Below are 22,697 nucleotides of genomic sequence, written 5' to 3'. Positions count from 1 at the left end.
GTGTTAAATTATATTGCAAGACGCAGGGTGGAGCAGTTTGGTAGCTCGTCGGGCTCATAACCCGAAGGCCGTAGGTTCAAGTCCTACCCCTGCTATTTGAAGATGTGAGGAATTAATGAACAGAAAAAATATAGCTAAAGGAAAGTTAGTAAGACGATTTGGTATCAATATCTTCGAACAACCCAAATACGATAAATTACTTAAAAAGAAACCTAATCCACCTGGAATGCATGGACGCTCTAGGAGAGCTAAAATCACAGAATACGGAAAGCAACTAATAGAAAAACAAAAGGTCAAGTTTACTTATGGTATAAGTGAAAGACAGCTTACCAATATTTTCAAGGAAGCAAGAAGGCAACATGGAGTTACAGGGGATAATCTTTTAGCATTACTTGAGAGAAGAATCGATAATGTTGTATACAGAGCTGGATTTGCTATTTCAAGAGCTCACGCAAGACAAATAGTTTCACATGGAATTATCATGCTTAATGGGAGAAGGGTTACAATTCCATCTATTACCCTAAGAGCAAACGACATAATCCAAGTAAAAGAAAAAGATAGCCTAAAGAAGCTAGTTAGATCTAACATAGAAAAAACATCAACTCTTCGAAAATTACCAACTTGGATAGAAGTCAATGCCGATGATTTAAATGTAAAGATAACCCGCCCTCCATCAAGAGATGAAATACCTACTCTTGCAAATGAACAAATGATTGTCGAATACTATTCCAAGAGAGCATAAGTCAGCAAGTAGCATGCAACATGCTACTTGCCTTTTTTCTTCTTAGTAAAACTCTTTCCAAAATTGCTATTTGAAAAAGGCGAAAAGCTATTTTTAATTACATTTTTAGCAGGATCTTGAGAATTAAATGCCGCCCTACTACCTGAAGGCTTTCTAACTCCATCTTTCATATTTACTCCTTAATAAATTTTAACACATAAAACTCTAAATAATTCTACTAAATGATATTTAAATAATCAAACACTTCTCCTAAATGAGATACATATTTAACATTAATATTATCCCTAATATCTTCTGGGAGCTTAATATAATCTTTCTCATTATCCCTTGGAATAATAATTCTATTTATACCATGCCTATAAGCTGCAAGCACTTTTTCCTTAATGCCTCCCACAGGAAGAACTGAACCTTTAAGAGTAACCTCTCCCGTCATAGCGAGATCTAGGGGCACTTTTTTATCAGACAAGACAGAAGCTATGGCTGTTGCAATAGTAATTCCAGCAGAAGGGCCATCTTTTGGTGTCGCTCCTTCTGGAAAATGAAGATGAATTTCGGGAATCTCATTTATATCCAAATTAAGTTCAGAAGAATAGGTCTTTACAACAGAATAAGCTAATTGTGCACTTTCCTTCATAACAGCGCCAAGACTACCTGTTAAAATGATATCTCCTTTTCTATCAAATTTAATAGCCTCAACAGGAAGTACAGCACCCCCATAACTTGTCCAGGCAAGCCCATAAACAAATCCAGAAGAATCAATCCTAATTAAATTAAATTTATATTCACAATCCACATAAAAATGAAAATTACTCATATTAATTATTTTGTAAATACCAGGAATATCAGGATCATGAGTAAAGAGTGAATTATTGCCATGCATCAAGGAACTTGGAAAATAAAAATTTCCTTCAATTATATCTTCCCTTGAGTAAACATAAAGCAATTCTCTTACAACCATTCTAAACAAATTAGTCAAAACTCTCTTCAAACTCCTAACTCCAGACTCCATAGTATAGTTTCTAATTATATGCAAAACAACATCATCCTCTATTTTTATATAAACTTTACTTAAAAAACTTTCTTTAATTATCTTTGGTATTAAAAAATTTTTTGCAATTTCTAATTTTTCAACACAAGAATATCCTTCTATCTTAATGATCTCCATCCTGTCAAGAAGAGGTCTAGAAATCTCATGTAGAGAATTGGCCGTTGCTACAAATAACACATTAGAGAGGTCATAAGGAATTTCTAAATAATGATCAACAAATTTAGAGTTTTGCTCAGCATCTAAAACTTCTAAAAGTGCTGATTCCGGATTTCCCTTATAAGTACTGTTAATCTTATCTATTTCATCAAGAAGAATCACGGGATTAGATTTCCCCGCAACTTTGATTGCATTAATAAAAACCCCCGGGAGAGCTCCAACATAAGATCTCCGATGTCCTCTAATCTCCGTTTCATCTCTTAACCCACCAAGAGAAATTTTTGCAAATTCTCTAGAAAGAGACTTAGCAATAGATAATGCAACAGAAGTTTTCCCAGTACCGGGTGGACCAACTAAACACAAAATAGGTGCTTGAACCTTAGAATTAATATGATAAACAGCTAAAAAATTCATTATTTTTTCTTTAGCCTTATCCATACCATAATGAGCATTCTTTAAAATAAATTCAATTTCTCTTAAAGAATTATTCATCACAGTATTTTCATTCCAAGGCAGGTCAAGTAACAATTCAACATAATTCCTAACAATATTAGCATCCGGTGAATTTGTATTCATACGAGTCAATCTAGAGATTTCCTTTTCAATTCTAGGTTTAATATCCTCAGGAATATCTTTACAGTTCAATCTCTCAAGATAATCGTTCTCATCCCTACCTAATCTCTTCTGAATCTCCTTAAGTTGCTCATTCAAAAAATATTCTTTTTGCCCCTTATCAAGTCTAGTCTTAACCTTGGTCTTAATATCTTTTTTAAGCATTAAAAGCTCAGTCTCAACACTTAAATTTATGATCAATTTTTCTATCCTAACTTTGACATCTAATTCTTGTAAAAGTTCTACCTTGACCTTATATTCCAAATTCATATTAGACGCTATAACATCAACAAGCTTAGCTGGACTATCAAACAAATTATTACTCTCATCATCTTCTAATGTGTTAACGGACAAATAAGATTTATAAGTATCATAAGCTTCTCTTAAAAATTTAGAATAAGTAAAAAGTTCGCTATTAAATTCGCATTTATCAGATATAAAATCAACCTTTGCTCTAAAGTAATTCTTCTTTTTTAAAAAATTTTTGATAATAACTCTATCCTGAAAGTTGACTAAAATTTTTATCAAAGTTTCAGTAACCTTTACAACTTGAATAATTTTTGCATAAGTACCAATAGAATATAAATTTTCTAAACTGATTTTGCCATTATTATCAGATTTAAGATCATTAACACAAAAAAATAAGATCAATCTACCTTCCAACATAGACTGATATATTGCATTAATCGAAACACTATCATCAAAATTAACCCATAAAGTTACATTGGGGAAAAAAACATTTTGTCTTAAGAGAATAACTGGAAGATCATCTCTCTTAGAATTAATTAGATTTAGAATTGATTTCATAAAGTTCTTTTGCCCAAGGCTTATGAACATGCCTTCCTGTCAAAATAAAGGGCTCAATATTGCTATTTAAAACAGACTCTTTAGTAACAATAACTTTTTTAATTTGCTTAGTTGAAGGTATCTCAAACATCACATCTTTAAGTAATTCTTCTAAAATAGAACGCAAACCTCTAGCACCTGTATTTTTTAACATGGCTTCTTCTGCAATTGCATTAAGCGCATCCCTTTCAAATACCAGTTCAACATTATCCATTTTAAACATATGATAATATTGTTTCACGATAGAATTCTCAGGTTCAATTAATATTTTAATTAAATCTTCCTTTTCTAGCTTCTCAAGATAAGAATGTACAGGAAGCCTACCGACAAATTCTGGAATGAGTCCAAATTTAACCAAATCTTCCATTTCTAAGTATTTTAAAGAATTATTTTCCCTTGAATCTTGTTTACCAACAGATGAAAAGCCAATGGAACTTTTATTAATTCTTCTTTTAATAATATTTTCAAGTCCCACAAACGCCCCACCACATATGAATAGTATGTCTTGCGTATTGATTTCAATAGTCTCCTCATAAGGATGTTTTCTCCCACCCTTTGGAGGTATATTTGCAATAGTGCCTTCAATTATTTTCAATAAAGATTGTTGCACACCTTCTCCAGATACATCCCTTGTAATTGAAACATTTTCACCTTTTTTTGCAATCTTATCTATTTCATCTATGTAAACAATACCTCTTTCTGCAAAACTCACATCTCCATTAGCAGCATGAATCAACTTAAGTAAAATATTCTCAACATCCTCTCCAACATATCCAGCCTCAGTAAGCGTTGTAGCATCCGCTATTGCAAACGGAACATTCATCTCATCTGCCAACTTTTTTGCAAGTAAAGTTTTACCACTCCCAGTAGGACCTACAAGCAATACATTAGATTTCTCAAGTTCAACTCCACTCTCCTTTTTGTTACCTCTAAATATCCTCTTATAGTGATTATAAACAGCAACGGACAATACTTTCTTTGCATCTTCCTGTCCAATAATATATTTATCTAAATGACTTTTAAGTTGCTTAGGGGTTGGAAGGGATCTTGAAGATCTACCCCTTTCAGGTTTTTCTGTATCTTCTTTAAAAAGATTATGACATATTTTAGAACATTCAAAACAAATAGCAACAGACTTTGCTGAAATAATTCGTCCTTCAACTTCAGCATTAGTACGCCCACAAAAAGAACACCCTTCAATTTTTTGACTTTTACTTTTTGCCATATAAAATCTCACCCAAAATAAAACTAATTTCTTACCAAGATACCATCAATAATGCCATAATCAAGAGCATCTTTTGGTGTCATAAAATAATCTCGCTCGATATCAAGAGATAATTTTTCTTTAGAAACCCCTATCTTATTAGACATAATATCTATTATTAATCTCTTAAGCCTTATAATTTCATTTGCTTGTATACTAATATCACTAGCTTGACCGCCTATTCCACCCCAAGGCTGATGAATCATTATTCTTGAATATGATAATGACTCTCGTTTGCCTATAGCACCTCCTGCAAGCAGGAATGCAGCCATTGAAGCTGCCTGTCCAATGCAAATCGTTCTTACATCTGGTTTGATATACTGCATAGTATCATAGATTGCAAGTCCTGAAGTAATACTACCTCCAGGAGAATTTATATAAACATATATATCTTTCTTAGAATCTTCAGACTCCAAGAAAAGAAGTTGAGCAATGACCGTATCTGCTCTTATATCATTAATCTCACCGCTCAAAAAAATTATTCTATCCCTTAACAATCTTGAATATATATCAAATACGCGCTCATAATTTCCAGTATACTCCACAACAGTAGGCACTAAATTATGCATATATTCTCTTATCATTATTCACCTGTTTTATAATTAATAAAATCTCTAAAGGCAATTTCTTTAAGTTTAATTTCCTTCACATTTTTCAAAATTTTATCTTTAACCTTTTGCCTCTTAATTTCATCTTTTAAAATTCCAAGCAAATTTTTCTCTTGATAAAATTTCTTAATCTCCGAAAGTCTCATCTTTGTATCCTCAGCCTGTTTAACAAGTTCATCTTCTAAATCAGCATCTGTAATTTCTGTTAAATCATTATCTACTATCTTTTGGAAAACTAACTTAGACTTTAACTTCTTAAGTACATTCTCCTTAAAAACATCACTAACACCTTCCAACCCCATAGAAGAATCATTTAACTTCTTAAGATCAATCTTATTTTGAGTTGAAAATTCGTTTACAACATTTTTAAGTTCAGCCTCAAACATAGCAGAGGGAATCTCTATGTTTAGCTTCTCTGAAACATCGGACAACAATTTTGAAAGCTTAAGAGATTCTCTCTTTTCCTTAACAAGCCTTAACATATTCTCTCTTATGTGGGCCTTAAGCTCTTCTAATGTATTAAAACTATCTTTAATATCCTTTGCAAAATCATCATCAAGTTCAGGAATATCACGCTTCTTTATATCTTTAATAATAATCTTTAATCTCTTAAAAGAATTAGCAAGCTCACTAAATTTATAATCAGCACTATAATTTTTCTCTATTATTTTCTCTTCATCCTTCTTCATTCCAATGATGTCATTATCAAATCCATAATAATTATTAGACTCACCAACAGTAAAAACAAAATCTTGCCTCTTAGTTGTTAAGATCTCACTTAAAGAATCATCAAGTTCCACAAAATCTACTCTAACAATACTGCCTACCTTAACATCACCACTATCATCAACAACCATTGCATTTTCAAGTTGTAATAATTTAAGCTCGTCCTCTACATCAGAATCAGAAACGGTAACTTCTGGAATTTCTACCTCAACATTAGAGATATCAGGTATCTCAAATTCAGGATAAGCCTCATAAACAACAGTAAACTCAAAATCTTTATTGAAATCTATTTCTAATTTTTCATCTAATATTTTAGGAACAGCATAACCTAATGGTTTATAAGTTGCACTTTTAAAAAATTCTTCTAAAGACTTATGAATAAGTTTTTCTATAGTAAGAGCTCTTATATTATCAGAATATTTGCCTTCAATAATACTAAAAGGAACTTTTCCTATCCTAAAACCTTTAATCTTAAGACGAGAAGAATAATCTTGTAAAATCTCGTTGTATTTACCTTTAACAAATTCTTTTGAAATTTTAATAACAGCTTCAACCTTAGAACCAGGAATCAATTTCACATCATCATTTAATATCACATTATTCCTCTAATTAAAATGCACTAATGTTAATTATTACTAAATTTAAGCGAAAGACGGGATTTGAACCCGCGACTTCCACCTTGGCAAGGTGACACTCTACCCCTGAGTTACTTTCGCATTTCTTGCAGAAGGTGGGACTCGAACCCACATGCCCAGGGCACTAGATCCTAAGTCTAGCGTGTCTGCCAGTTCCACCACTCCTGCATACCTTAGGTAGTATACAAAACTTAAAAAGCTTTTTCAAGTATAAAACTAATGTTTCACACCCAGCAGGATTCGAACCTGCAACCTTCGGATTCGAAGTCCAACGCTCTATCCAATTGAGCCATGGGTGCAGTCTAACAAAAATAAAAGGTGACTGACGGGACTTGAACCCGCGCCGTCCGGAACCACAATCCGGCGCTCTACCAACTGAGCTACAACCACCAATTATACTCAACTATACTCAATTACATGTAAACTTATTTTATATATATTCAAAGAGTAAGTCAACTGAAACATATATTCAAAATCAAGCAATATAAAACACAAAATTTATAAAGTCTCTAAACTTCTCTTCAAGAAATTATAAACCCTAATAGTTGAAGCAATATCAACCCGTTCCCGTGGTGTATGGGGAGACTTAATCCAAGGTCCAATTGTAACTGAATCTATTCCTCCAAATTTTGCAGATATTATTCCAGTCTCAAGACCAGCATGAATCACTACAGTTTTAGCCTCTTTTAAATACATATCTTTATACACATTCTTAAGATGATTTAAAAGTTTACTATTCTCAGCTGGCTTCCAGGAAGAATAATCATAAACTATTCTTAAATTAGCACCAGAAAGATCACTAATAGCCTTTAAATGATTAAAGATATATTCCTTCTCAATATCTAACAAAGACCTTATTGTAAATATAAACTGATACTCATTACCAACCTTTAAAAGACTAGCAAAATTTAGAGACGTTCTAATAAGTTTTTCATCATAATTTTCAACCTTTTGAACCCCATGCAAAAATGCCATGCCCATATTTAAAAGCTTATCTTGAGACATATCATCCAAAACATTACCAGAAAAATTTACTCTCCTTAAAAGAATTTCAAAATCAGAATCAAGAGTATACATCTCTTGTGCATGACGCTTAAATGACTTTAATTCTCTCTCCAATAAAACATAATGCTCAGCTTCAATTAATATTAATGCTTTTGCCTCCCTAGGAATCGCATTACTTTTATCTCCACCAGATATATATCCAATCTCAAATTCCATGTTTGCTCTAAGGGTATTTAAAGCAAAAAACATCAATTTCAAAGAATTTGCTAAATCAATATGAATATCCGCACCAGAATGGCCCCCTTTAAGACCTGTAAAAAAAATCTCAACACCTGTTTTTTTTCTACTTTGTCTATATTGCGGTTCAAAGTTAATATGAACAAGTCGAGAGCCAGCACAACCAACTAAAAAATAACCCTCTTCTTCTCCATCAAGATTAATCAACATCTTCCCACTACATAAATTAGGATCAAGTCCAATAGCGCCTATTAGCCCTATTTCCTCATCAACAGTAAAAAGAAGTTCCAAATCAGGATGTTTAAAAGTCAAAGACTCACTCATAATGGCAAGCATCATAGCAACCCCAATCCCATCATCAGCACCAAGAGTAGTACCTGATGCAACAAAATATCCATTATCTTCAATGATGTTGATCGGATCTTTTTCAAAATCATGCATAACAGATTCATTTTTTTCACAAACCATATCTGTATGGGCTTGCAAAATAATAGGCAACATATTGCTACAGCCATTAGCCTTAACCCCAACTACAATATTGCCTATACCATCTTCCTTAAAGGAATATCCAAATTTTTTAGCTTCTTCCTTAATAAAATTACTAATACCTTTTAAATTTTTTGAACATCTAGGAATTTGAGATATTTGCTTAAAATAACGAATTACAACATTTTCCATCCTTATCCTCTAATAAAACCAAACTTATCATTAAACATATTTATTACATGCTACCATCATAACATACTTCAAAACTTAATTTCTAATAAATTAAGTAAGAATTAATAAATACACTTTTTTAGAATGGCAAATTTGTATAAACAAATCAATTAAATAAGCTTAGCTTTCCTACACCTAATACCTACCAACAATTAAAAAATCCCATCATTAATAACAATCACACACTGAAACTCATGAAGCCTAAATTAATTTAAGGCAAGCTAGAAAACTTTAGCACCATCTGGGTATTCCACAATAACCCTAAAATTTTCAGGAAAAACAAAAATCTTTCTGGATTTAGACTGATCAAAATCGCAAGCTACAACCGGAATACCATATTTGGCTAATGAATTAAGGGCAAACTCTGAATTCTCAATACCTACCCTTATTGTCTCTTTGGCCATAAAGTTAGCACCTCCAAAAAGTTTGGCTTTAAGATTACTTTTTGATGCACCACTCCCTAGCATAGCATCAATTAACATAGGAATAGCATAAACCCCATATCTACCTCTCTGTGCAGCATTAATCACTGAATCAGATTTCACTAGTACATAATGATTTACTCCTATAAGCTTACGCATCTCATCATAAAGTACAACAGCAACACAAGAACCAAGTATCGTAGAGATAACCCTATCATTTGACACAAAAGCTTCACCTGGCACTATTATTGTAACATCTCTCTTTAATTTAAAATTAAAATGATTTAACATAAAATCAATTACTCTCTTAAAATTTTTTATAAACATCCATAAATGCTATTAAAATTTATAACTCTTAAACGCAACTAAACAAATCAATTTAGCACCTCTAAGTTAAAAGTATCCAAAATTAATATTCCCACTACCTCATTATTTTCAAGTGGAGCAATTAATGCTTTTATACTAGACTCTACTGCCTTAAACTGTATCTCTTCAAAAAAAAGATTAAAAAGCTTTTTAAAAGAAATATTTACCATGTCCCATTATAGATCTTTTTTCTAATTTTACCAATGAAAGGAAATCGAGAATAATTACTAAAGCCATATTCAAATAATTTCTGTGCAATTAAGGCACGCTTTTTCTCTCCAACGCTATTAATTCCCTTATTAACCCCCAAGACAACCGCTATTAATCTTATATCATCTTTTTTGGCTGTAGCGACTAAATTTAAACCAGATGTCTTAATATAACCGGTTTTTAATCCATCAGCATAAGGATAATTAAATATCAAAACATTTCTATTCTCTTGTTTTAAATTTAACATCTTTGAAGAAGAAGTATTGCCTAAATTTTCAGACCTTGGATAAATAAAATCTTTAAGAGAATGTATAGCAAGCATAAATTCAAATTCCTCTATGTAAGTTCTTGCAAACAATGCCATTTCTAATGCTGTGATCTGATTACCATTGCAATAACCCGATGTATCAACAAAATTCATATTTACAAGTCCCAAGTTTAAAACATTAATATTCATTAAATTAACAAAATTGCTTAAATTCTTCCCAACTATAAATTCAGCAATTGCAATAGCAGCATCATTACCTGAAGAAATCACAAGACCTTTAAGCAACTCCTCAAAATTCACCTTATGACCCTCTTCTAAAAACATTAATGAAGAACCTAAAGGCAGATTATAATACGATGCGGCACTGCTAATAGGAACAATAGTCTTTAAATCTATATTTTTTTTTCTTGCCTCAACTAAAGCAGTATAAATAGTAACAAGCTTAGTAAGCGATGCTGGTGGAAAAACTAAATTTGGATTTTTGGCATAAAAAATACGTTTAGTATCATAATCAATCAAAACAACTGATTTAGCATCTTCAGTTACTCTCTCAATATCAAATAAATCAATTGAGAAAAGCTTACCAAATATACTAAATAAAATTAAAAAGCTTAGAATAGTAAAGACAATTTTCATAAAGCAATATTATGTGTTATTGTATAAAAATTTGTTATAAAATTAAATGGTAAATCTAAAAAGGAGCGCATATCTTATTATGAATTTTTATGATTTCATTAAAGCCTTAGTACCAATTATGCTAATAATCATTGGACTTGGGATAATAAAAAAACCAGCATACTACGTGATACCAATATGCTTAATAGTCACCATGGCAATAGTCCTACTTGATAAGAATCTAGGAATAGCTAATACGAGTCTTGCAATATTTGAGGGAACAATAATGGGAATATGGCCAATAATTATTGTAATTATAGCTGCTATCTTCACATATAAAATGGCTGAAAGTCAAAATGACATGAAAATTATAAAAGCCATGTTATCAAATGTATCCTCTGACAAACGAATAATAGTTTTACTTGTAGCGTGGGGATTTGGTAATTTCTTAGAAGGAGTTGCGGGATATGGAACTGCCGTAGCAATTCCCGTATCAATACTAATAGCAATGGGATTTGAACCATTCTTTGCCTGTCTTATATGTTTAATCATGGACACCTCTTCAACTGCCTATGGTTCAGTAGGAATCCCTATAATATCTCTAGCCCAAGCAACAGGATTAGATGTTATGAGGTTATCATATGATGTATCTTTGCAACTAATACTGCCAACTCTTGTCATACCATTTATACTAGTTATGCTTGTAGGAGGGGGGATCAAAGCTCTTAAGGGAGGAATGTTTATCCTTACACTACTCTCAGGAGCATCAATAGCAATATCCCAAGTTTATGTTTCAAAAACCTTAGGCCCAGAGCTTCCCGCAATACTTGGAAGCATACCCGCAATGGCAATAACAATAATTTATGCAAAGCTTTTTGAAAAAAAAGGTACAACTAATAACAACATAAAAGTATCAGTAATGCAAGGCTTTCTTGCATGCTTGCCCTACATTTTGATAGTCTCACTCATAATAATTGTTTCACCACTCTTCTATGGAATAAATAAATATCTATCAAACTTTAAAACTACTCTTTCAATTTATCCAGGAACAAATCCACTACAATTTAAATGGCTAACCTCACCAGGCCCCCTAATTATTCTTGCAACAGTAGTGTCTTACTCAATCAGAGGAGTTTCGATAGTTGAACAACTAAAAACATTTGGACTTACAATAAAAAAAATGGCATTATCTTCTTTTGTAATTATTTGCATAGTATCAATATCAAGATTGATGACACATAGCGGCATGATAAAAGACTTAGCAGATGGCATATCAACACTGACAAGTACATCATACCCATTATTTAGTCCATTAATTGGGGCTCTGGGCACTTTTTTAACAGGAAGCGATACCGTTTCAAATGTTCTATTTGGACCCCTGCAAACACAAATTGCAGCAAATATTGATGTCAATCCTTACTGGCTTGCGGCCGCAAACACAACAGGAGCAACAGGGGGCAAAATGATCTCACCTCAAAATATTACAATAGCAACAACAACCGCAGGACTTATTGGGCAAGAAGGAAAATTATTATCAAAAACCATAGCATACGCTCTTGGTTATATTTTTATATCAGGCATTTTAGTTCACTTTTTATTATAAATAATATCTAATAAATAAGACTAACATAGTTATTTTGTTAGTCTTATTTATTAAAAATCAATATAAACCATATTAACACTTGAACTTTTATCTAAGAATTAATATCATGAATACCCAAAGACAAAAATACATATTATTTAAAACTTCTAACGAAGCCCTAAATCTTACAACAAAGGAGATATGAAAATGAAAAAAATGATCATATTATATGTCTTGATAATACTGCTAAGCACTACCACAGTTTTTGCAGACGATTTAAATACAGATGCACCTAAATCAAATCCATGGAGTCCTAAATTCACATTCGAAAACAGCAGTGAATTTAGATTTGATATGGATGAACTCATTCCTGGTTTGGAAAATAAAAGCCAGATAGGATTTAAATTTACACCATTTGAAAAAAATAAAGAAGTAGGCAAGGATGATCCTTTCTCAGCTTACATTAAAATAGAGGATTTATTTATAAAAGCTCAAGGGAAAAAGGATGCCATACTTAAAATTAATGTAGGCAATATTACAGCAAAAATAAACATGTATGATTTCTATCTTAAAATGGAATCAATGACTAATTTTGATTTTAATCAAGAATCATTATTTAGTTTTGCGCCAATGACTAGCATTCAAAGCAAATATTACGGTTTCCCAAGCAATAACAGCGCAACAAGAAGAACAATTCTTGCAAGAGGTACAGCAAAAAAAATAGGCTCACTTCAGTTTGGATACACTCTTCCACAATTAGAACTTGTGCTTGCAATTGGAGCAACAGGAACGGGTAACAGAAACCATCAAAAAAATGCTAACGATTCAGAGGCTGATAAAAAGAAAAAAGAAGAAACTCCTTACAACGATACCTATCAAGGCATGCTTTATGGAACTCAGGTAAAATGGAAGCCAATAAAAAATGAATTAGAACAATACAGCTCAGATGTCATTGCAGAAACTCCATTTGAATTAAACTTTGGAATCTCAGGAGCAATCGGAAATTCAACATTTAATCATTCATCAATAACATATGGTCTTCAAGACACAGCTGTTGCTGGATCAGATCTAGTTAGTCCAACTTTATCAAATGCATCTATTATGACCTCTATCGGATTTACTTACAAACTTGGTCTTACAAAAATCAATAACAGAAATACTTACCTCTTATTACAAACAGGCTCTGATTTAGGAATAGATCCATTTGCCAGTGATTTCTCTATACTTGGACACATCTCCAAAAAAGCAAATACAGATGACAAGTCTCAATTCAATCCAAAAGAGAATAAACTTCAATTTGATACAAAGAGAACCACTAATTTTGCATTTTCCATAGGAACTGGTATCGGTTTAGCTTGGAATACAGATGAAGGTGAAAAAGAATCATGGTCAATTAGTGGAGGTAGCTCTTACAGTAAAAGAATATTTGGCACACAAGGCAAAAAATCTGGAATTGGAATTGGTATTACCTATGGACAAAACTTATATAAGCCTACATCTTCAAACAAAGTAATACAGGAAATCGCTGCAAAAGCATTTCAAACCTTCAATGCTGAGATTTCAACTTATGAAGATAACAAAAAAGGCATTATTCCTGGTCTTGGATGGATAGCCTCAATTGGGGTTTATGAGCTATTAAAAGAACGACCTCAATCAGATGATATAATAACTATTCTCACGCCCAATACTACTGCTACTACTACCAATAATCAATCGGTTTCATTTGCTGATGCGGCCAAGATTGGAGGTGCTCTATACATCGATTACGCAATACCTGTTGAATCTGGATCACAAAATGCACATATAATTCCATATGTAGGTACTCATTTTTTAGGATCACTTAAAGGTTCAGACAAAAGCCTATATTTAAAAGCTGGATTAGAGCTAGATAAATTCATCAAATTAACCACAATATCACTTGGATGGGACTCAAACGATCTTTTCGCAAGAAAAGACCAAAAGGGAAGTGTTTTCCTACAACTTAAAGTAAATTTTAATGAATAAATTTGATAGATCGTTTAAAGAGTAGATTTCTACTCTTTAAACGATCTATCAAATTTATTTAAAATATAAAATACTATATATGGGTTAAATGCAATCAGTGGCATCATTACTATTTTAAATTTCGCTCTTTGCAAATCTTTTCATAAGCATTTTGAATCTTAATAAATTTTTCATTCGCTTCTTTTTGTTTAATAGGTTCATTTGCAAATCTATCTGGATGATATTGTATAACCAATCTTTTATAAGCCTTCTTTATGTCATCATCACTAGCATTATACTTCAAACCCAATACCTCATAAGGATTAACAATCTCTATATTAATATTTTTATAAGTATCATAACTTTCAAAATCAAGTTCAAGAAACGAACTAACATATCGAATAAATTTGTCCCCTTCCAAGTTTCCATATCTAGCTAAATTATTAATCTCTTTAAGAGCTGAGACAAGCCATACAAAAAGATCTTTATGCTGAAAGTATCCAAGCTTCAGCGTATATAATATTTTGTCTGCATTTCTGTTCTGAGTAACAGAAAAATGAAATATATTATAAAGTTCTGTCTTATGTTTCTCGGATAAATTTAGCGAACTAATTATAAAATTAATATAATTTAATTGCTCACCAGTCATTGACCCCAAAATAGAAATCAACTTGGCCATTAGTAAAAAAGACAATTTATAAAATTCAAATTCCCTTGATTTAGAATAAGAGTAATCTCTTGTTGTGTATATCCTAAATCCACCTAAAATGCTGGAGATTATAAAAAAAATAAAAAATATGAAAAACACACTTAAAAGAAAGGGACTAAGAATTAAAATAAATGGCAATAACAACAAGAAAATTTGAAACAAATTAGACACCTAAATAAACAACCTGCAAATCAAAATTAAGGCATATCAAAACTGCTAATAAATTCTATGACGTCTCGTTTTATTTTTTTAAGCTCATCTTCGGATTTAGTCTTTAAAGCCCTAATAACAAAATGAGCAACTCTAATAGAATCATCTCTATTTAAACCTCTTGAAGTAATAGCAGCAGCACCAATTCGAATACCAGAAGTTACAGAAGGATTCTTTGAATCAAAAGGAATTGCGTTCTTATTAAGAGTAATGTTTACTCTTTCAAGAACCTTCTCAGCATCAGCTCCCGTAATACCCAAAATACCAAGGTCAACTAAAAACAAATGATTATCCGTTCCACCACTAACTATCCTAAAACCTTCTGAAATAAAACACTCAGCCATAGCTTTGGTATTACTTATGACCCTAGAAATATAATCCTTAAAATCCTCCATCAAAGCTTCTCTAAAAGCCACTGCTTTACCTGCAATAACATGCATTAAGGGTCCACCCTGGGTTCCTGGAAAAACACAAGAATTAACAGCATCCTCCAGTCTTCTCTCTTTATTATTATAATTTACTATTATACTAGATTCCCTACCTGCAAGAATTAATCCTCCTCTAGGCCCCCTTAAAGTCTTATGGGTAGTACTTGTAGTTAAATGTGCAACATCAATAGGAGAATTATGAAAACCTGTAGCAATAAGACCTGCTGTATGGGCAACATCACACAAAAGATAAGCTGAAACTTCATCCGCTATCTCACGAAATTTTTTAAAATCAATTTCCCTTGAATAAGAAGAAGCACCAGCAATTATTAAATTGGGTCTACATTCTTTAGCTATTTTTCTAACATCATCATAATCAATCATCTCAGATTCCCTTGACACTCCATAAGAATATGCGTCAAAGAACATCCCAGAAAAACTAACTTTACTACCATGGGTTAAATGACCACCATGAGACAATTCCATTCCAAGAATTCTATCCCCAGGCTTAATAAGTGCCATTATAGCAGCCATATTAGCTTGAGAACCACTATGAGGTTGGACATTGGCATAATTTGCACCAAAAAGCTCTCTTGCCCGTGATATAGCCAAACTTTCAATATCATCAACAACAAAGCATCCACCATAATATCTCTTTGAAGGATAACCCTCAGCATATTTATTAGTCAAAATACTTCCAACAGCCCTTCTTACATCTGATGAGACAAAATTTTCTGAAGCAATTAATTCAATATTTTCTTTCTCCCTCTTAACTTCCCTTTCAATTAAATCAAATAAAATGCTATCTATCATTAATATTTTCCTCCAAAGTAATCCTATAATTCAAAGAATAATTACTATTTGTCAAGCTTTTATATTTAAACAATACTAGGTCAAAATATTCATCAGCCAATAAGTCATCATCATAATCTTCCTTATACCCATAATGAATATAATTCTCTGACATATTCAAAAAATAATTAGAACTATCTCTAAATAATACTGCATTTACTATATCAAAATAAATAAATCCAACATGCTCTAAAAAAAATTCACACCAAATATGTTTCTTAAGACTAGAAGATTTAGAATCAAAATAAAATCCAACCGCGTTTCTTAAAGGTATATTATTTCGTAAAAACAATAAATTCGTAAGCAAGATCAAATTATCAGCTGAAATCTCTCTCATTTTAATAGACTCATCCAAAGTTAAATCATTATCTATAACCGTAAAATGCAAAATTAAAGCATCAATAATAGATTTTGCCAATTCATAAGCTGAATCCCTGTTATTTATATTTAAGTTAATTGGACTTAAGTCAAGTGAATCATAAGATAAATAACGATTCCTCTTATTTAAAACATAAGTTTTAAATTCATACATATCACTATCCGTATTTACTTTAATACGCTTTAAAGCATTTCTATCAAAAATATCTAAATCCAATTTATAAGTCTCAACTTCAAATTTTAAATGATATGTATTTGACTTCAAACTTTTAAAAAATAAATTATCTAAATCCAATACACTTCCATTATTATCTGAAAATTTAATTTTTTGTCTTTCATTTTCAATTGGACTTAAATAAAAAACATTAAAATTAATGTCATCTGATATCGCACTAGAATCCTCCTTACTATTAGCCTGAACAAAATAAATTTCATGAAATATTTTAAAATTTCTACTTCTCTTTAAATTCCACATAAAAAAATTTTTATCAAAATTAAAAGGAATTCTATTACTTTCAACTCCGTCAACTAGTAAAAAAATCTCACCATCAATATGCAAAGTCTTTGGAGGAATAAACTTTATTTCCTCTTGACTCAATGTCAATATATCTCTGGAAAGGATTTTATAAAGTTCATGTTTTGTTTGAATAAATATCTCAACAACAGCAAAATCTGATATTAAATTTTTGCCTCTTAATGTAACAGGAACATTTGTCATTAAAACCAGATTCTCAGTATCAAAAAGAAAAGGTTTGGTTTTCTCTTCAAGTTTAATTGGAACTTGCCTACTAATTACAAGAAAAAGTTCATTACTAATCCCTTCCTCGCTCTTTACAAAAACAAGGCCTGAAGAGATTTCATCTGTAATTCTAAAAACTACCTTCTTATTGCTCCAACTAATAATACTACTTTTAGTTAAATAATGATTATTAATATTAACCTCTCCAATCTTATTGCCTAAATTACGCCCTTTAATTACAATTACATTTTCATGTGAAGCGGGCATTGGTGATATTTCATAAATTACAGGCTTTAAATAAAATAAAAATCCGGAAAAAACAAATAAACTTAAAAAAATTAAAAAAATAAAACTTAAAATAATAGATTGACTCTTAAAAAATACTGCCAAAAACTACCCTCTTTTAACCTTAGTCCCTTCTTCAGTATCAATTAACACAAAACCCTTAGAGCGAAAATATTCTCTAATCTCATCAGCACGCTTAAAGTCTTTTCTTAACTTGGCAAGCCGTCTCTCTTCAATCAAAGAATGCATAGTATCATCAATATTTACCCTATCCCTCTCAATTTCTCTAAGCACTCCTTCCTTTAAACCAAGGGATAAAACTTCATCAAATTTAAATGCAAGGAGAAGTTTTAAAAGAGCACTTAGATCATCATCCTTAACAATATCCCATAGCAAGGCTAATGCCTGAGGAATACTTAAATCAAAAGCTATTTTTTCCAAAAAATTATTATAGTATTTATTCTCTGAAACAGACTCAATATTCTCACAATTTTTATTAAGCAATGCCATGTCAAATTGACTTAATGAAGAATAAAAAAACGTCAATTTATTAAGCATATTTTCTCTAGCTATCTTGCAAGCTCTCAGATTACTAAACGTAAACTTAAGTTGAGTTCTATAATGTGCAGTTAAACAAAAATATCTAAAATCTAAAGGTGAAAATCCATCGGATTCTAAGTCTTTAATGGTAATAAAATTATTATTTGATTTTGACATTTTCTCATCTTCCATAATCAAAAATTCACCATGAACAAACATGTCGCACCACATCTTATTTAAGTAACATTCCGCTATTGCTATTTCATTTATATGATGAACCCCAACATGATCAACTCCCCCTAAATGGATATCAAGAGTACTCTTAAAATAATCTAAATTCATTGCTGCACATTCTAAATGCCAACTTGGATAACCAAATCCCCAAGGCGAATCCCATTTCATTTCCTGATCTTTAAATTTTGAATTTGTAAACCACAAAACAAAGTCTGATTTATTCTTTTTTGAAAGATCTATCTCAACTCTAGAAACAGAAGAACGCCCAAAATTATTTAGATTAATACCAGCCATCTGCCCATAACCATTAAAACGAGACGTATCAAAATAAACATTACCATTAACAAAATAAGTAAATCCATTTTGCTCAAGAACTTTGACCACTTCTATCATACTAGCAATATACTCACTTGCAACAAGCACCTTATCAGGATAAACGATATTTAATTTTGCACAATCATCAAAAAAAGCTTCTGTAAAAAATCTGCTAATTTCATAGACTGTAAGTCCTCTCTCTCTTGCGGCTTTAACTACCTTATCTTCCCCCTCATCAAAATCGCCTGTTAAATGACCAATATCAGTAATATTCATTGCATAATTAACATTATATTTTAGCAACCTTAAAGACTTAATAAGCAGGTCTTCAAAAATATATGTTCTAAGATTACCTATATGGGCATAATTATAAACAGTAGGACCACAAGCGTAAACCTTAGTATCACTAAAATTTTTTATATCAGATAAACTTTTTGTTTTTGTATTATATAACTTAAGAAGCATACATCCCGTGAAAAAAATTAATTCTAGAGATCAAAAATACTAAAATAAATTACGATTAACATAATCTCTATATAGCTTACTATACTAAGTTTATTATATTTAAAACAATTTGACAAATTTACCCAAATCACACCTAAAAATGTTACTTCAAATTTGAAAAAAGTAATAATTCAATATAAAATTAGAAAACATGTCAAAAAACATAAATAATTTCCTTAAAAAAATTAACATTAAACCTAAAACAAAAAATCTTGCAAACTATACAACCTATAAAATAGGGGGAATTTCCAAATTATTCTTAACGCCCAAAACAATCAAAGATACAGAACATATTTTCAAAGTAGCAATAGAAGAAAAAATCAAAATATTTATTTTAGGAGGGGGCTCCAATCTGCTAATAAACGATGGGGGGGAAATTGATTTTCCCATAATATACACTGGACACTTAAATAAAATTGAACTTCAAGACAATCAAATTATTGCTGAATGCGGAACCAATTTTGACGATTTATGCAATTTTGCATTACAAAATGAATTAAGCGGATTAGAATTCATATACGGACTTCCTGGAACACTTGGGGGTGCAATTTGGATGAATGCCAGGTGTTTTGGAAACGAAATTTCTGAAATATTAGATCAAGTTGTTTTTATAGATGAGCATGGAAAAACTATCTGCAAAAAATTTGAAAGAGGTGAATTTTCATACAAAATCTCCCCTTTTCAAAACAAAAATACTGTAATACTAAAAGCAACCCTAAACCTAGCAAAGGGCAATAAAAAACATATTGAAGAGATTATGAAACAAAATAAGCAAAATAGAATAGATAAAGGACACTATCTCTTCCCAAGTAGCGGAAGTACATTTAAAAATAATAGAAAATTTTCAAAACCTACTGGGCAAATAATTGAAGAATGCCACTTAAAAGGACTAAAAATTGGGGGAGCAGCAGTATCACACTACCATGGTAATTTTATTATTAATAATGATAATGCCAGCTCTAAAGATATTAAAACCCTAATTGAGAGAGTAAAAACTGAAGTTCAAATAAAAACAGGGTTTTTGCTTGAAGAAGAAGTGCTATATATCGGATTTAACGACAAAAATTAAGTTATATACCCCAAAATTCATGATTAATATTTTCAACAATATCTTTCATATTAGCAATTTTGTCTCTACATTCATTAACCAAAGATATATGTTCACGTAAAGACTCTAATGCATCTAAACTCATCTTAGAAACCTCAAATTCACCCAAATCATTATTTAAATTATTAAACTTCCCACTAATAACAAAGTAACTATTAAATATCTCCTTGCACATGTTCTTAGTATCTTTAATCTTGATATCATGGGACAAATATTTATCTTTAAATTCTTCAATTTCCTTTACATGTTTAGCAAGGGTAACATTAATTCTCTCATGCTGCACAGAGTTATTATTAATATTATCCTGGATGTCAATAAAATCCTTATAAATAGCATCAATCTCTGAACTTATAACTGAAATAATATTATTAACCATTTTAAGCTCATCCTTAATAGTTGTCGAATACTTTCCAGAATTAATAGCAAGTTTTCTAATCTCCTCTGCAACAACAGCAAAACTCTTACCAGCATCTCCAGCCTTGGCAGCTTCAATGGCTGCATTCATTGCAAGCATATTAGTCTGAGCCGATATTAACACTAAAAGCTTATTTGCACTCTGAAGATTATTAGTCTGAGATAAAAGTTCAGAAAAATTTTTATTAATATTCTCAAAAATAGAATTCAATTCAACAACCTTATTCTTTACATCATCAATACTTGCAGAATTTGATGCAACAACCTTACTAAAAACCTCTAAATTCTTATCTATTCCATAAAAAACATTAGCATTCTCTTCAAATCTAGTAGCAATATCCAATATATTTTTACTATGCTCACTAATTGGATTAGATATTGACTCAAAATCCTTTAAAATATTTATAATTGATTTCTCAAACTTAGAAAAAGCATCTCCCATTCTATCGTAAGTAGCAAGACTATTATGCATTTTATCTATACTTTCTGCGGGTATGCTTATCTCAGCTAAACACTTCCTCAATTCCTGTACATAAGCCTTAATGCTATTGTTAACATTAGTAGTTTTTGAAAATAAACTATCAAATTCAGCACTAATGTAAGAAAAAATAAAAGATTTATATTTAACTTCTAAAACAGACTCGAGACTCAGAATGTCCTCTCTTTCCTTTTTATAGTTAATCAGCATCCTAAAATCTCTAATAAAGGGCAAAATGAATCTATTATAAAGATAAAATATAATCAGATAAACAAAAAATATAAACCCTAAGAAAAATATTGCATTCGATTGGAATCTAAGAGGAAGATAGCTCATATTCAAAATGATACCTTGAACTCCATTTCCATCAATCTGAGCAGTACTTAAAAAATAAGAAGAGGTCTTATATTTTAAAATATCCCTGGAAATATTAGGACTCTCTTTAGTAAGAGCCATAACCTTACTTAACACACTACTTGCATAGTTTTCTGCAAAATTATTAATATTTAAATCATTAAGACTTAAAAATAAAGGATTAAACTCCTTATCAACCACAAAAAATTCATAATGTTTATTGCTAGACTTAAGATAAGAATTAAATTGATTTGCAATATCACTAAATAAATTGTCAAAACAAACAAAAAAACAGATCACACCCAATACTGCAGAATCATCATCTATAACCGGCATACTTACAACAGAATAAAGCCTGTTTTTTACTCTCTTATAGCTTGAATAATACGCAACACGTTTCTTTGCAGGAACCAAGTAAATAGAATTTTCAATAATGTTATTTATACCCAAGAACGAAAAATTTTTATTTGAAATCAAAACATTTTGTCCAACAGGAATGTAAAAAATTCCTTCTAAAGAATTCGCTTCAAGGGGTACATGCTGAAAAACTTTGCTTGCCTCATTAAATCCCTTAGAGCTTAAAAATAGAGCAATACTTGTACTTAAATCTATGAATCGCAAGTCAACACTTGCAATAAAATCATTTGAAACATTACGTAAAACATTTACAACATTATCATTTGCAATAAGATTTTTTAAAACACCAACAGCACCATTATATTTGTTTTTAACCTGAAAAGCCACATTCTTTGAAAAGAGTTTAAAATCAGATTCAACACGCTCCAAATACCTATTTCTATAGTTTAAATAAGCTTGCCCTAAAAATAATAAACCAAAGCAAATAAAAATAAAAAGTATGAGATAGAGAGAAAACCTCATATTTTTTAATTTAACATTTACCAAATCCTCATTCATAAAAAAAATCTCCAAAATTAAACCCATAAAAACAAAGTTTTTAAGCTGTGTTAAAATATTATGATATCATATGAATAATCAACAAATATTCAATAAAATATACATTTTATTATTTCAATATATGTATATAATTATATAATAAAATGTATATAATACTAGTTAGTTATAATATTTTGTAAAAAGTTTTGTGAG

Annotated in this window: 17 protein-coding genes, 5 tRNA genes and 1 pseudogene; 5 read left to right on the top strand and 18 right to left on the bottom strand. The window is 31.0% G+C overall.

Translation table 11 applies throughout. The features are described 5' to 3' along the window. Window positions 1-21: 21 nt before the first annotated feature. A tRNA-Met gene (locus bhDAH_RS03115) sits at window positions 22-95 on the top strand. A gap of 20 nt (window positions 96-115) precedes the next feature. Next, the gene (gene rpsD, locus bhDAH_RS03110) at window positions 116-742 is read left to right on the top strand and encodes a 30S ribosomal protein S4 (protein ID WP_012422368.1); all 627 of its coding nucleotides are present in this window, start codon (window positions 116-118) and stop codon (window positions 740-742) included. A gap of 23 nt (window positions 743-765) precedes the next feature. Here rpsD and bhDAH_RS03105 read toward each other — a convergent pair whose 3' ends face one another. The 13 genes and pseudogenes from bhDAH_RS03105 to bhDAH_RS03045 form a co-directional block, all read right to left on the bottom strand. Beyond that, the gene (locus tag bhDAH_RS03105; protein ID WP_172643768.1) at window positions 766-912 is read right to left on the bottom strand and encodes a hypothetical protein; all 147 of its coding nucleotides are present in this window, start codon (window positions 910-912) and stop codon (window positions 766-768) included. 47 nt (window positions 913-959) lie between these two features. Then, entirely contained in the window at window positions 960-3,365 is a 2,406-nt protein-coding gene (gene lon / locus bhDAH_RS03100; protein ID WP_043924470.1) for an endopeptidase La, read from the bottom strand. Further along, window positions 3,340-4,629, bottom strand: coding sequence for an ATP-dependent protease ATP-binding subunit ClpX (gene clpX, locus bhDAH_RS03095; RefSeq protein WP_043924469.1), 1,290 nt, complete (start codon window positions 4,627-4,629; stop codon window positions 3,340-3,342). Before clpX ends, lon begins: the two co-directional genes overlap by 26 nt. Before the next feature lie 23 nt (window positions 4,630-4,652). Beyond that, window positions 4,653-5,237, bottom strand: coding sequence for an ATP-dependent Clp endopeptidase proteolytic subunit ClpP (gene clpP, locus bhDAH_RS03090; protein ID WP_025406655.1), 585 nt, complete (start codon window positions 5,235-5,237; stop codon window positions 4,653-4,655). A 14-nt stretch (window positions 5,238-5,251) separates the two neighbouring features. Continuing rightward, window positions 5,252-6,598, bottom strand: coding sequence for a trigger factor (gene tig, locus bhDAH_RS03085; RefSeq protein WP_012422364.1), 1,347 nt, complete (start codon window positions 6,596-6,598; stop codon window positions 5,252-5,254). 48 nt (window positions 6,599-6,646) lie between these two features. Beyond that, window positions 6,647-6,718: transfer RNA gene (locus bhDAH_RS03080), tRNA-Gly, on the bottom strand. Between the two features lie 6 nt (window positions 6,719-6,724). Then, window positions 6,725-6,805: transfer RNA gene (locus bhDAH_RS03075), tRNA-Leu, on the bottom strand. A gap of 57 nt (window positions 6,806-6,862) precedes the next feature. Next, window positions 6,863-6,936: transfer RNA gene (locus bhDAH_RS03070), tRNA-Arg, on the bottom strand. Window positions 6,937-6,953: 17 nt separating this feature from the next. After that, a tRNA-His gene (locus tag bhDAH_RS03065) sits at window positions 6,954-7,028 on the bottom strand. Window positions 7,029-7,135: 107 nt separating this feature from the next. Next, window positions 7,136-8,557, bottom strand: a complete 1,422-nt coding sequence (pepD, locus tag bhDAH_RS03060) for a beta-Ala-His dipeptidase (RefSeq protein WP_012422363.1) — start codon at window positions 8,555-8,557, stop codon at window positions 7,136-7,138. A gap of 260 nt (window positions 8,558-8,817) precedes the next feature. Beyond that, on the bottom strand, window positions 8,818-9,309 hold the full coding sequence (locus bhDAH_RS03055; RefSeq protein ID WP_025406652.1) for a chemotaxis protein CheD: 492 nt from the start codon (window positions 9,307-9,309) through the stop codon (window positions 8,818-8,820). An 83-nt stretch (window positions 9,310-9,392) separates the two neighbouring features. After that, window positions 9,393-9,554, bottom strand: coding sequence for a hypothetical protein (locus tag bhDAH_RS03050; protein ID WP_012422361.1), 162 nt, complete (start codon window positions 9,552-9,554; stop codon window positions 9,393-9,395). After that, window positions 9,554-10,498: pseudogene (locus bhDAH_RS03045) on the bottom strand (D-alanyl-D-alanine carboxypeptidase family protein); the annotation flags it as partial. The pseudogene bhDAH_RS03045 and the gene bhDAH_RS03050, both read right to left, overlap by 1 nt. Before the next feature lie 79 nt (window positions 10,499-10,577). Here bhDAH_RS03045 and bhDAH_RS03040 point away from each other — a divergent pair. After that, window positions 10,578-12,080, top strand: coding sequence for a lactate permease LctP family transporter (locus bhDAH_RS03040; RefSeq protein WP_043924468.1), 1,503 nt, complete (start codon window positions 10,578-10,580; stop codon window positions 12,078-12,080). 180 nt (window positions 12,081-12,260) lie between these two features. Further along, window positions 12,261-14,063, top strand: a complete 1,803-nt coding sequence (locus bhDAH_RS03035) for an integrin-binding adhesin P66 family protein (RefSeq protein ID WP_012422358.1) — start codon at window positions 12,261-12,263, stop codon at window positions 14,061-14,063. Between the two features lie 109 nt (window positions 14,064-14,172). On the opposite strand, the gene bhDAH_RS03030 is transcribed toward bhDAH_RS03035, so the two are convergent. The 4 genes from bhDAH_RS03030 to bhDAH_RS03015 are packed head-to-tail and all read right to left on the bottom strand — an operon-like array spanning window position 14,173 to window position 19,197. Next, window positions 14,173-14,922 (bottom strand): J domain-containing protein, encoded by a 750-nt coding sequence (locus bhDAH_RS03030; protein WP_012422357.1) that lies wholly within the window; start codon window positions 14,920-14,922, stop codon window positions 14,173-14,175. Window positions 14,923-14,948: 26 nt separating this feature from the next. After that, window positions 14,949-16,202: a serine hydroxymethyltransferase gene (gene glyA / locus bhDAH_RS03025; RefSeq protein WP_012422356.1), complete on the bottom strand. Its 1,254-nt coding sequence runs from the start codon at window positions 16,200-16,202 to the stop codon at window positions 14,949-14,951. Continuing rightward, a complete protein-coding gene (locus bhDAH_RS03020) occupies window positions 16,192-17,748 on the bottom strand; it encodes a DNA-binding protein (RefSeq protein WP_012422355.1) in 1,557 nt (518 codons plus the stop codon). The genes glyA and bhDAH_RS03020 overlap by 11 nt, the downstream gene beginning before the upstream one ends. 3 nt (window positions 17,749-17,751) lie before the next feature. Beyond that, window positions 17,752-19,197, bottom strand: a complete 1,446-nt coding sequence (locus bhDAH_RS03015) for a cysteine--tRNA ligase (protein WP_012422354.1) — start codon at window positions 19,195-19,197, stop codon at window positions 17,752-17,754. Between the two features lie 190 nt (window positions 19,198-19,387). Between bhDAH_RS03015 and murB the strand changes: the two genes are divergently transcribed. Continuing rightward, window positions 19,388-20,305, top strand: a complete 918-nt coding sequence (gene murB / locus bhDAH_RS03010; RefSeq protein WP_012422353.1) for a UDP-N-acetylmuramate dehydrogenase — start codon at window positions 19,388-19,390, stop codon at window positions 20,303-20,305. 1 nt (window position 20,306) lies between these two features. Here murB and bhDAH_RS03005 read toward each other — a convergent pair whose 3' ends face one another. Next, complete coding sequence (locus bhDAH_RS03005; protein WP_043924466.1) at window positions 20,307-22,505, bottom strand: methyl-accepting chemotaxis protein; 2,199 nt, start codon at window positions 22,503-22,505, stop codon at window positions 20,307-20,309. Window positions 22,506-22,697: the final 192 nt, after the last annotated feature.

It is taken from the genome of Borrelia hermsii DAH, from assembly GCF_023035675.1.
In the GTDB taxonomy this organism is placed as follows: Bacteria; Spirochaetota; Spirochaetia; order Borreliales; family Borreliaceae; genus Borrelia; species Borrelia hermsii.
Note: the sequence above shows the minus strand (reverse complement) of the source record. Positions and strands in the feature narration are given on the sequence as shown.